Origin of the sequence: Micromonospora sp. B11E3 (assembly GCF_039871625.1) — a bacterium.
Classification (GTDB): domain Bacteria; phylum Actinomycetota; class Actinomycetes; order Mycobacteriales; family Micromonosporaceae; genus Micromonospora.
In genome coordinates, this window is record NZ_JBDPMC010000014.1 from 13,380 (window position 1) to 26,253 (window position 12,874).

The window sequence follows — 12,874 nt, forward strand, 5'->3', positions numbered from 1 at the left end:
CCCCACCGTGGATGGTCGTGGAGGCGGCGCCGGGTGGCGCCGCCGGGCCGGGTCACCACTGGAGCAGGACCGCCTCTTGCGAGAAGCCGGGCCCCATGCCGACGACCATGCCGTACGTGCCGGGCTCCAGGTCGTACTCCGCGAAGGTCTGGTCGAGCATGTAGAGCACGGTCGGCCCCGACACGTTGCCGACGGTGCGCAGCACGTGCTGGCTCAGCTTCAGGTTCTCGTCGGTGAGCCCGAACTCCTCCGCCGTCGCCGTCAGCACCTTCGGGCCACCGGGGTGGATCATCCAGTGGCCGATGTCCGACACGGCGAGGCCGTGGTCGGCCAGCAGCGGGTCCATCACCGGACGCAGGCCGACCTTCGCCAGGCCGGGCACGTCCACGCTCAGCCGGTTGCGGAAGCCGTTGTCCAGCACGTCCACGCCGGCGACGTGCAGCGTGTCGGGCAGGAAGCCGGACCGGGTGTCGACCACCCGGGGCAGCCCCGGGCGGGCCAGCGGGTGCTCGTCGCCGACCATCAGGGTGGCGGCCACCCCGTCGCCGAAGAGCGCGACGGTGACGATCTGCGAGACCAGGTCGGTGTAGAAGGCGCTCTCGGTGAGGTCGCGGTTCAGCGCCTCCTGGAGGTAGCCCTGGACGCCGCCCTGCCAGAAGGCGGTGCCGCCCAGCTCGCAGCAGAGCAGGATCACCGCGTCGGTCGGGTGGCCCTTGAGGTAGTCGGCCACCCGGCTCAGCCCGGCCACGCCCGCCATGCAGCCCAGGCCGTTGATCGGCACCCGCTTCATGGTCGGCGCGAAGTCGATCCGGTTGATCAGGATCGCGTCGACGGTGGGCACCGAGACCACCGTGCTGAGCATGGAGGTGAACTGGGAGACCTCGGTGGAGGCGAGGCCCGCGCTGGCGAGCAGCTTGAGGACCGTCTTCTCGCACAGGTCCGCGGCCTCCTCGACGCAGCGGGCGGCGACGGTGCTGAACGGCGGCGGCTCGAAGAACGTGTCCAGCGGCATCGCGAAGTAGCGGCCGTCGATCTGGCAGTTCTTGAAGAGGCTGTCGATGATGTCCAGGTCGATGTCCAGCCCGATCGCCTGGCAGTACTTGCGCAGGGTCGTGGCGAGGGTCTGTTGGTCGTAGTAGTAACCAGGCAGGCTGGTCTCGGTTGCGACGATGTAGGGCATCTGCCCGTCCTCCTCAGGACTGTCGGGGTTTTCTCGGTCAGGAAAGTGCGGGGTCGTCGGGCGCGGCCGGGGCGTCGAGCCGCGCCAGGTCGTGCGTGAGCCGCCGGGACAGCGCGGCCAGCAGCGCCGCGCGGTCCCGTTGGACGAAGAAGTGGTCGCCGGGAAGCATCTCGACGGCGAAGTCGCCGCCGGCCTGGTCGCGCCAGGCGGCGAGCGCGTCGCGGGTGACCTTGTCGTCCCGTTCGCCGCCGAAGACGGTCAGCGGCACGTCCAGCGGCGCCTCGGTGTGGTGGATGCGGGTCTCGACCATCGCGAAGTCCGCGCGCAGCACCGGCAGGTACAGCGCGATCGCGTCGGGGTCGCGCAGCATCTCCTCCGGGGTGCCGTTCATGGCGCGCAGCTTCTCGATCAGCCGGGCCTCCGGCAGCCGGTGCAGCGGCGGCTCCAGGTCGGGCAGGTGCGGGGCGCGGGCCGCCGAGACGTACAGGTGCGCGGGGCCGGGCAGGCCCTCCCGGCGCAGCTGCCGGGTCAGCTCGAAGGCGATCAGGCCGCCCATGCTGTGCCCGAAGAACGCGTACGGCAGGTCGAGGTGCGGCCGCAGCACCCCGGCCAGCGTCCGCGCCAGCGCGGACATCTGGGTGAACGCGGGTTCCCGGTGCCGCTGCTGGCGGCCGGGAAGCTCGATCGGGCAGACGTCCACCCCGGCGGGCAGCTCGTCGGCCCAGTCCCGGAAGAGCGACGCGCTGCCGCCCGCGTACGGCAGGCAGAACAGCCGCAGCCGGGCGGCCGGGTCCGGGGTCCGCCGCAGCAGCCAGTCGGCGGCGTCGGCGCTGACCTCGACGGTGGCCGGGCGGGCGGGCGCGGGACGGCGCACGGCCGGCACCGGCGTGGCCGCCGGCTGCGGGGCGCCGGCCGGCTGCGGCGCGGGTTCCGGTGAGCCGGCGTCGACCGCCGCCAGGGCGTGCTCGACGATCCGGGCCACCGTGATGCCGGAGAGGAACTCCTGGGGGTCGATCTGCGCCCCGTACATGACCCGCAGCCGGTTGCGCAGCTCGAACACCATCAGCGAGTTCAGCCCGAGGCCCAGCAGCGGCTGGTCCGTCTCGAGCTGCTGCGGCTGCAGGCCCAGCACCGCCGCGATCTGCTCCCGCAGGTATCCGGTGAGGACGGCCCGCCGCCGGGCGGGCGCGACGGTCAGCAGCGCCTTCCGGCTGCTCGGCTCGGTCTCCGTCGCCTCCGTCCCGGCGTCGGCCGGGCCGGCTTCGTCGCCGGCGGTCCCGCTGGCCGGGCCGGACGCGTCGCCGACGATGGCGGTGGCCGGCCCGGACGCGTCCGCGAGCGCCGGCGTGGCGCGCAGGCCGCGCGGGACGCCGACGGTGGCGGCAGAGGAGGTGGCCGCGGCCGGGCCGGCCGGGGCGCTCGGCCCGCCGACCGTCGAGCGCAGCCCGGTCACCTCGGCGACGGTCCGCAGCTCGGCGTCGAGGAGGCGGATGTCGCCGGTCAGCGCGTCGTCGCCGACCTCCCGGAGCCGCACGTGCGCCCACAGCTCGCCGGTCACCGGTCGGTGCACGCGCAGGCGCTCCACCGCGGCGGGACGGTAACCGGCGGTGGCAGCCAGCGGAGCCGATCCTTCGCTCGGGGTTGTGGGACCCATGCTCGCCGGGTCGGCCGCGACGACCGGGAGCAGGTCGAACGCGCCGTGCAGCAGCCGCCAGTCCCCCGGCGACCCGGTCCCCGGCGTCGGGGCGGCGAGCAGCGCCAGCAGTTCGCCGTCGCCCCGCCACAGCCGTCGCACCGTACGGGTGCCGGCGCCGTCGGTCAGCCCCGCCGCCGCCCGGCTGTCGTAGTACGCCGCCCCGGTCACCTCGGCGGTGCAGCGTTCCCGGATCGCGTCCGGCGTCTCGCGCGGCGACAGGTACGGCCGCCCGCTCGCGGCGGGCCGGACGACGCCCCGGGCGTGGCGCACCCACGGCCCGGCCGGGTCGCCGGCCGGGCGGCTGAACACCTGCCAGCCGGTGCCGTCGTCGCCGGGCCGGTCGACCGCCACCTGGGCGACGTTGCCCTCCCCCGACACCGGCAGCGGCCCGGCGAACGTCACGTCGGTGAGCACGCACTCCGCCGCCCCGGCGAACGGGGCGGCGGCGGTGAGCGCCAGGTCCACGTACGCCGCCTCGGGCAGGCTCGGGTGGCCGTCGAGTTCCGGCCAGGAGGCCCGGTCGACGGTGAGCTCCCAGAAGTGCTCGGCGCCGGGCGCGGCGGCCCGGAAGTAGCGCTCGGTCCCGGCCGACGCCGGCTCGCCGCCCCGGACGACGGTCCCGCCGGGCGGGGCCGGGTGGGCGGCGCCGGCCGGGTCGAAGTCCAGCCAGCAGCGCTGCCGCTGCCAGGGGTGGCGGGGCAGGCGCAGCACGGGCCGGTCCGTCGGGTGCTGGCGTCGCCAGTCGACCCGGTGGCCGAGCGTCCAGAGGGCGCCGAGGGTGCCCAGCAGCACGCCGCGTTCCTCCTCGTCGCGGCGCAGCGAGGGCAGCGCGACGACGGTCGTCCCGGCGTGCCGGGCGCACTGCTCGACCGAGGAGAGCAGGATCGGGTGCGGGCTGATCTCGATGACGAGCGTGGGCGCGGCCTCGACGAGCTGCCCGACCGCCGTGGAGAACAGCACCGGCTCGCGCAGGTTGTCGGCCCAGTAGTCGGCGGTGAACTCCCGGCCGTCGGTGGGCCGGCCGGTCACGGTGGAGTGGATCGGCACCGTGGACTCGCGGGGTCGTACGTCGCGCAGCTCGGCGAGGAGGTCGGCGCGCAGCTCGTCCACCTGCGGGCTGTGCGAGGCGAAGTCCACCTTGACCTGCCGGCAGAACACGTCGCGGTCGGCGAGGGTCTTCAGCACGGTCTCGATGGCGGTGGTGTCGCCGGACAGGACCGTGGTGGTGGGGCTGTTGCTCACCGCGATGGCGAGCTGGTCCTCCAGGCCGGCGATGGCGGCGCGCGCCTCGTCGAGCGGCAGCTCCACCACGGCCATCGTGCCCCGGCCCCGGATCCGCCGGACCAGCGCGCTGCGGCGGCAGATCACCCGGGCGGCGTCGTCGAGGCTGAGCGTGCCCGCGACGTGCGCGGCGGCGACCTCCCCCATCGAGTGGCCGACCACCGCGTCCGGGACGATCCCCCAGGAGCGCCACAGCGCCGCCAGCGCCACCTGGACCGCCCAGGTCGTCGGCTGCACCACGTCGATCTCGTCGAGCCGCGACTGCGCCTCGGTGGCGCGCAGCTCGTCGAGCAGCGACCAGGAGACGTACGGGCGCATCGCGGCGGCGCACTCCTCGATCGCCTGCCGGAACACCGGCTCCCGGTCCAGCAGCCGGCGGCCCATGCCGACCCACTGGCCGCCCTGGCCGGGGAAGACGAAGACCAGCCGGCGGCGGAGGTGCTGGGAGCGGTCGCCCCGGGACGTGCCGGGCCGGGCCGCGCCGTCGCGGAAGGCGGCGAGCCGGTCGACCAGCTCCGCTCGGGAGGCGAAGCTGATCGCCAGCCGCTCGTCGTAGTGGCTGCGGCGCAGACTCGCGGTGCGGCAGAGGTCGTCGAGGTCGGTCGCGGGGTCGCCGACGAACTCCTGGTACGCGCCGGCGAGGTCGCGCAGCGCGGCCGGGCTGTGCGCGGACAGCGGCATCAGCCGGGCCCGCTCGGCGTCCCGGTCGGCGGGTGCCACCGGGGCACCGGGCCGGGCCGGGGGTTCCTCCACGACGACGTGGACGTTGGTGCCGCCGAAGCTCAACGAGGTGACCCCCGCCAGCATCGGCCCCTCGTACGGCCACGGGCCCAGCCGGTCCTGCACCCGCAGCCGGTAGTCGTCGAAGGGGATGTGCGGGTTGGGCTCGTCGAAGTGCAGGCTCGCCGGGAGCTGGCGGTGCTTCATCGCCAGCACCACCTTGATCAGGCCGGCGAGGCCGCCGACCATCTGGAGGTGGCCGATGTTGGTCTTGACCGAGCCGATCATGAGCGGCCGGTCGGGGTCGCGGCGCGCGCCGAGGATCGCGCCGAGCGCCTGGGCCTCGATGGGGTCGCCGAGGATGGTGCCGGTGCCGTGCGCCTCGACGTACTGCACGGCCGCCGGGTCGACGCCCGCCCGCTCGTACGCCTCGCGCAGCATCGCCTCCTGGGAGAGCCGGCTCGGCGCGGTCAGCCCGTTGCTGCGGCCGTCCTGGACGACCGCGCTGCCGCGCAGCACCGCGTAGATCGGGTCGCCGTCCTCGACGGCGCGGGACAGCGTCTTGAGCACGACGGCCGCCACGCCCTCGCCGAGCACGATGCCGTCGCCCGAGGCGTCGAACGCCCGGCACTGCCCCTGCGGCGACAGCACGCCGAGCTTGGTGAACCAGACGAACCCCTCGGGCTTGAGGAACAGGCCCGCGCCGCCGGCCACCGCCATGGTGCAGTCGCCGCTGCGCAGGCTCTCGCACGCCTGGTGGACGGCCAGCAGCGACGACGAGCAAACGGCGTCCATCGTGAAGCTGGGGCCGCGCAGGTCGTAGACGTACGAGACGCGGTTGGCGACGATCGAGCCGAACGACCCGGTCGCGGTGTAGACGTTGGCCAGGTGTGGATTGTTGAAGTTGAGCCAGCCGTACTCGCTGTGCGCCAGGCCGATGTACACGCCGGTCCGGCTGCCGCGCAGCTCGGAGCGCACCTGCCCGGCGTCGTCGAGCGCCTCCTGCACGCACTCGAGCATCAGGCGCTGCTGCGGGTCCATGTTCGCCGCCTCCCACGGCGAGATCCCGAAGTACGCCGGGTCGAAGCCGTCGATGTCGTCGACGAAGCCGCCCCAGCGGCTGCTCATCTTCCCCGGCGCCTCCGGGTCGGGGTCGAAGTACGCGTCGACGTCCCACCGGTCGGCGGGCATCTCGCGGATCACGTTCGCGCCGTCGCGCAGCAGGTCCCAGAACGACTCGGGGTCGTTCGCGCCGCCGGGCAGGCGGCAGCCGATGCCGATCACGGCGATCGGCTCGGTCCTGGCGCGCTCGATGTCGTCGAGCTGGGAACGCAGCTCGCGGATGCCGAGCAGCGCCCGTTGCAGCGGCGACAGCCGGTCGGTTCGGGCTGCGTCGTCACTCATGGGAGTCCTTTTTCCGGGTCTGGGAGAGTTCCTGGTCGAGCAGCGCCTCGACCTCGGCGTCGGAGAGCTGCTCGATCTCCGCGAGCCAGGCGTCGCGGGCCGCCTCGGCGGTCGTCGCCGCGGCGGGCGGTTCCGGCTCCGGCGCCGGCTCGGCGAGCTGGAGTTCCGCGACGACGAACCCGGCCAGCGCCTCGACGGTCGGGTAGTCGAACAGCACGGTCGCCGGCAGCGACCGGTCGACGCTGAGGCTGAGCGCGTTGCGCAGCTCCACCGCCATCAGGGAGTCCAGGCCGAGCTCGTTGAGCGGCCGCTGGGTGTCCAGGGTGTGCGCGGCCCGCAGGCCGAGGACCCGGGCCGCCAGGTCCCGCACGTGCGCGACGACGAGCTCCAGCCGGTCGTCGGGGGGCGCGGCCTCCAGCAGCGTCAGCAGCGCCCGGTGCTCGCCGCGGACCGCCGCGGACCCGGCGTCGCCGTCCACCGGCCCGGCCAGGTCGTCCAGCAGCGGCGGCCGGCGCCCCGGCGGGTACTGCCGCAGGTAGGGCCCCCACTCGGCCGCGACGACGCCGACCCGCGCCCGGGACTGCCCGAGCGCCCAGGCCAGCTCGGCGACGCCCCGCTCCGGGTCGATGAGACCCATGCCACGCAGCGCCCACTGGCGGTCGCCCCGGTCGTCCACGGAGGCGGCCATGCCCGCGCCGCGCCACGGGCCCCAGTTGACGCTCAGCCCCGGCAGCCCCTGCCGGCGGCGCTCCTCGGCGAGCGCGTCGAGGAAGGCGTTGCCGGCCGCGTAGTTGGCCTGCCCGGCGGAGCCGAGCATCGAGGCCACGGAGGAGAACAGCACGAAGAAGTCCAGGTCGAGCTGGCGGGTGGCGCGGTGCAGGTTCCACGCCCCGGCCAGCTTCGGCCCGAGCACCCGCTCGAAGCGCGGCCACTCCTGCTGGAGCAGGACACCGTCGTCGAGCACGCCCGCCGCGTGGACGACGCCGCGCAGCGGCGGCAGGGTCGCGGTGACCTCCCCGACGAGCCGGTCCACGTCCTCGGGTCGGGCGACGTCGGCGCGCAGCACCTCGACCCGCGCCCCGGCGTCGCGCAACGCCGCCACGTCCGCCCGGTTCGCGTCGGTGACGCCGCCGCGTCCCACCAGCGCCAGCGACCGCGCGCCGCGCTCCACCAGCCACCGCGCCACGTGCAGGCCGAGGCCGCCGAGGCCGCCGGTGATCAGGTACGTCCCGTCGGCGCGGACCACGTCGTCCGCCCCGCCGTCGGCGTCGTCGTGCCGGCTGACGACGATCTTGCCGACGTGCCGGGCCTGCGCCATGTGCCGGAACGCGTCGACGGCCCGCGGCAGCCCGAACACGCGCCGCGGCAGCGGCCGGAGCGTGCCGGCCGCGAACCTCGCCATCAGCTCGCGCAGCAGGGACCGCACGGTCGCCGGCTCGTCGCGGGACAGCTCCACCAGGTCGAAGGCGGTGTAGGTGACGTCGGGGTTGACCTGGGCCGCCTTGTCCGTGGACCAGATCTCACGCTTGCCGATCTCCACGAACCGCCCGCCGGGGCGCAGCAGCCGCATGCTCTCGACGAGGAAGTCCCCGGTCAGCGAGTTGAGGACGACGTCCACGCCCGCGCCGCCGGTGCGCTCGCGGATCTCGTCGGCGAACGCGAGGGTACGCGAGTGGAAGACGTGCCGGACGCCCATCCGCTCCAGCACCGGCCACTTCGCCGGGCTCGCCGTCGCGTACACCTCCGCCCCGACCGCCTGCGCGATCTGCACGGCGGCCATGCCGACGCCGCCGGCCGCCGCGTGGATCAGCACCCGGTCGCCGGGGGCGAGCCGGGCGATGTGCTCCAGCGCGTACAGCGCGGTCAGGAAGGCCACCGGGATCGTCGCGGCGTCGGCGTCGGTGACGGCGGCCGGCACCGGGGCGACCAGGTCGGCGCCGACGGTCACGAAGCTGCCGAAGCCGCCGGGGGCCAGGGCGACCACCCGGTCGCCCACCGCCAGGTCGCGCACGCCGGCGCCGAGTGCGACGATCTCGCCGACGCACTCCAGGCCGAGCGGTCCCGCCTCGCCCGGGTACATGCCGAGGACGTTGAGCACGTCGCGAAAGTTGAGCCCCGTCGCCCCGACCCGCAGTTCCACCTCGTGCGGGGCCGGCGACCGGCGCGGCACCGGGCGGAGCACCAGCCGGTCCAGCACGCCGGGGGTCGCCACCTCCAGCCGGAACGACTCGACGCTGGGCGGCACCAGCCGTCCGCCGTCGTCGCCCGCGCAGCGGGCCAGGCGGGCGACGTGGCGCGCCGCGCCGCGCAGGGCGACCTGGTCGTCGCGGCCGTCGGCGCGCAGCTCGGCGGCGAGGAGCGCCGCGTCGCCGCCGGTGTCGGCCGGGTCCAGGTCGATCCGGGTGCAGCGCAGGTCGGGGTGCTCCAGCGCGATCGCGCCGGCCATGCCCCACAGCGGGGCCTGCCCCAGCGCCAGCGGCCCGACGGGCTCGCCGACCGGCTGGGCGCCCCGGGTCACCAGGTACGTCCGGGGGGACAGGCTCCGCGTCGCCAGCGCCCGCACCATGTGCAGGGTGCTCTGCAGGACGGTCCGCTGGGCGTCCCGCAGGCTCGGCAGGTCCGCGTCGGGGTCGGCCGGCGTGTCCAGCGCCCACAGGTGCAGCACGCCCCGCCAGCCGCCGGCCGGGGCGGCGTCGAGCAGCCGGGCCAGGTCCTCCGGGCGCTGCGGGTCGACGCGGTACCCGTCCGGGTCGGTGCGCTCGAACGACGTACCGGGCCGGACGAACGTGCAGGAGTGTCCGTCGGCCGCCAGCAGCGAGGCGACCTGCCGGCCGAGCCCTTCGGCGTCCGCGAAGACGAGCCACGCGCCCGGCGCGCCGGGCGTCGCGGCCTCCGCGGCGGGCCCGGCGACGGGCCAGGTGATCTCGTAGCGCAGGTCGTCGGCGGCGGCGGTGGCCGGGCGGCGCAGCGCCGCCGGGTCGAGGTGCCGCAGCCGCGCGCCGCGCAGGTCCACGACCACCCGGCCGGAGGGCTCCACGACCAGGACGTCCCCCACGACGTCGGTCGTGGAGTCGCCGTCGGGCCGGGTCCGGGCGTACGCCCGCAGCTCCGGCTCGGCGGACGGGACGGCGCGCAGGCGGTCGACGCGGAACGGGACGTGGATCGCCAGCCCGCCGTCCGGCTGCGGCCGGGTCAGCCCCAGCAGTTGGAAGCAGGCGTCCAGCAGGCCGGGGTGCACCGGGTACGGCACGCTCGGGTCGAGCTGCCCGGGCACGCGGACGGCGCTGACCGCCACCCCGTCGCCGGTGCGGACCTCGTCCAGCCAGCGGAAGCCCGGCCCGAGGTCGAGGCCGGCGTCGGTGACGGCCCGGTAGAAGGCGTCCAGGTCGTCGAGTGACCGGTCGCAGCGCGATCCCAGCTCCGCCAGCTCCCACGCGGCCTCCTCCGGGGCGCCCTCCGGGTCCGGCCGTGCCGTGGCGTACTCGGTCCAGGCGGGGTCGTCGTAGGTGACGAGCCGCACGGACGCACCGTCCGATGCCAGGACCGTCTGCACCGGGCGCTCGCCCGACTCGGGCAGGGTCAGCGGCTGGGCGAAGAGCACGTCCCGCAGGCCGGGGCTCTGCGGACCGGCCTCGGTGGCGGCCGCGAGGAGCATCGCGAGGTGGTGGGCGCCGGGCACCACGACCTGGCCCCCGAGCCGGTGCTCGGCCAGGAGGGGGTAGGCCGCCACGCTCAGCGCGGCCTCGAAGACCGTGTCCCGCAGCGACGGCGTACGCAGCCGCTGCCCGAGCAGCGGGTGGTCGCCCGGCCGGCGGCGGCTGTGCGCGCCGGGTGCGGGCGCCGACCAGTAGCGCTGGCGTTGGAACGGGTACGTCGGCAGTGCGACCGCCCCCGCTGCTACCGGCCCGACGATCGCCGCCCAGTCCAGCTCCACACCCCGCACGAACAGGCCCGCGACCGCGGCAAGCATCTGCTGCCAGTCGTCCCGGCCCCGCCGCAACGACGGCAACCACACCCGCTCACCGTCGTCGTCCACACACTGCCGACCCGCCGCCAACAACACCGGATGCGGGCCGATCTCCTGCACCACCTGGCAGCCCGACTCGACCAGGGCCGCCATGCCCTCGGTGAACCGGACCGGGGACGTCACGTGCTCCACCCAGTAGCCGGCCGAACCAAAGCCCTCCCCCGCCAGGCCACCGGACACGTTCGACACCACAGTGCACTGCGCCGGCCGCACCTCAACCGTCTGCGCCACCCGACGGAACGCCGGCAGCATCGGCTCCATCAACGGCGAATGGAACGCGTGCGACACCCGCAACGACTTGCACTCCACGCCCGCATCAGTGAGTCGCTGGCGGATCTCCTCCACCGCCTCACCCGGACCGGCCACCACCGTCTCCACCGGGCTGTTCACCGCCGCGATCACGACCGGCGTGCCCTCCAGCAACGGACGCACCCGCTCGACCGGCGCGGACACCGCCGCCATCGCCCCACCCGCCGGCAACGCCTGCATCAACCGGCCACGAGCCGCCACCAGACGCAACCCGTCCTCCAGCGACAACACCCCCGCCACACACGCCGCCACCAACTCACCCACGCTGTGGCCCAACACCACATCCGGACGCACACCCCACCGCCGCCACAGACACGCCAGAGCCCACTCCACCGCGAACAACACCGGCTGCGTGAAACCGGTCTGCTCCAGCACCTTCCCGGCGTCGTCCGCGTCCGACGACGGGAACAGCACGTCCAGCAGCGGACGCTCCAACTCACCCGCCAACAGCTCCGCGCACCGGTCCAACTCGGACCGGAACACCGGCTCGGACTCGTACAACGCACGAGCCATTCCCACCCACTGCGAACCCTGACCCGTGAACAACCACCCCACCCGCGGACGCCCAGCAGCAGCCACGACACCATGCACCACGAGGCGGTGCTCCTCACCAGCCAACCAACCCCGCAGCCTCGCGACCGCCTCGGACGCATCCGACGCCACCACCGCAAGCCGGCACGCAAACTGCGACCGCGTCGCCGCCGCCGCCGCACACACCACCCCGAACCCGGGAGCCTCCGCCGACTCCAGCAACTCCACATACCGGCCCGCCAACACCCGCAACGCACCCACGTCACGCGCCGACAACACCAACACCTGCACCGGACGCTCCGACCCCACCACCGCCGGCACCGGCTCCGGCGCCTCACCCACGATCACGTGCGCGTTCGTCCCGCTCATCCCGAACGAGCTGAGACCGGCTACGCGGGGCTTGCCGCCGCGGGGCCAGGGCGTGGGCGCCGTGGGGACCTGGATCGGCAGGTCGTCCCAGGGGATGTGCGGGTTCGGCGTACGCAGGTGCAGGTGCGCCGGCACCTGCTCGTGCCGCAACGCCAGCACCAGCTTGATCAGGCCCGCCATACCGGCGGCGGCCTCCAGGTGCCCGATGTTCGTCTTGACCGAGCCGACCAGCACGGGCCGTTCGGAGGGCCGCCCCGCGCCGAGTACCGAGGAGAGCGCACGCACCTCGATCGGGTCACCGAGGGCGGTGCCGGTGCCGTGCGCCTCGACGTAGTCCACCTCGCCCGGCTCGACACCCGCGTCCGCCAGCGCCGACCGGATCAACTCCTGCTGCGCCAGCCCGTTCGGCACGGTCAGCCCGCCGCTCGGCCCGTCGTGGTTGACCGCCGAGCCCCGCACCACCGCGAGCACCCGGTCACCGTCGCGCTGGGCGTCCGACAGCCGCTTCAACACGACCACGCCGCAGCCCTCGCCGCGGCCGTAACCGTCGGCGGACGCGTCGAACGTCTTGCACCGGCCGTCCACGGCCAGGGCCCGCATCTTCGACAGCGTGATGAACGCGTCGGGCGCCAGCATGGCGTTGACGCCGCCGACCAGGGCGAGGTTGCACTCGCCCGCGCGCAGGCTCCGGCTGGCGAGGTGCAGCGCGACCAGGGACGAGGAGCAGGCGGTGGTGACCGCCATGCTCGGGCCCTGAAGGCCCAGCAGGTACGACAGCCGCCCGGCCGGGAAGCTCAGGTCGTTGCCGGTGCCGGCGTAGAGGTCGAGCTGGCCGGGGTCTCCCGCGGCCGTCTGCAACTGGAGGTAGTCGTTGGTCATGATGCCGACGAAGACGCCGGTCGGGGTGCGGTGCAGCCGCTCGGGCACCTGCCCGGCGTGCTCCAGCGCCTCCCAGGAGACCTCCAGCAGCATCCGCTGCTGCGGGTCGAGGCTGGCGGCCTCCCGGGGGGCGATGCCGAAGAAGGCCGGGTCGAACTGGTCGATGCCGTCGACGAAGTGCCCCCGGCGGGTGTACATCTTCCCGGGCCGGTCCGGGTCCGGGTCGTGGAAGTCCGCCAGGTCCCAGCGCTCGCGCGGCACCTCGCCCGACGCGTCCACGCCGTCGTGCAGCACCCGCCAGAAGGAGGCCAGGTCGTCGCCGCCGCCCGGGAAGCGGCAGCTCGCCCCGATGATCGCGATCGGCTCGTGCTGGGCGCGCCGTGCCTCGTCCAGCTCGGCTTCCAGCTCCTCGATGGCGACGAGTGCGCGCAGGAGCGCCGGCTGCTGGTCTCCGCGCGTCGAGTCTTCGGTCATTTCC

Annotated in this window: 3 protein-coding genes; all 3 read right to left on the bottom strand. The window is 74.9% G+C overall.

Translation table 11 applies throughout. The annotated features are described in order from the left end of the window. Positions 1 to 52: 52 nt before the first annotated feature. Genes ABGB16_RS10315 through ABGB16_RS10325 form a run of 3 tightly spaced genes read right to left on the bottom strand, consistent with a single transcriptional unit; the run spans position 53 to position 12,870 of the window. Positions 53 to 1,180: a 3-oxoacyl-[acyl-carrier-protein] synthase III C-terminal domain-containing protein gene (locus tag ABGB16_RS10315; protein WP_347667763.1), complete on the bottom strand. Its 1,128-nt coding sequence runs from the start codon at positions 1,178 to 1,180 to the stop codon at positions 53 to 55. A gap of 37 nt (positions 1,181 to 1,217) precedes the next feature. Continuing rightward, positions 1,218 to 6,281: a beta-ketoacyl synthase N-terminal-like domain-containing protein gene (locus ABGB16_RS10320; protein ID WP_347667764.1), complete on the bottom strand. Its 5,064-nt coding sequence runs from the start codon at positions 6,279 to 6,281 to the stop codon at positions 1,218 to 1,220. Then, positions 6,274 to 12,870: a type I polyketide synthase gene (locus ABGB16_RS10325; RefSeq protein WP_347667765.1), complete on the bottom strand. Its 6,597-nt coding sequence runs from the start codon at positions 12,868 to 12,870 to the stop codon at positions 6,274 to 6,276. Before ABGB16_RS10325 ends, ABGB16_RS10320 begins: the two co-directional genes overlap by 8 nt. Positions 12,871 to 12,874 lie beyond the last annotated feature (4 nt).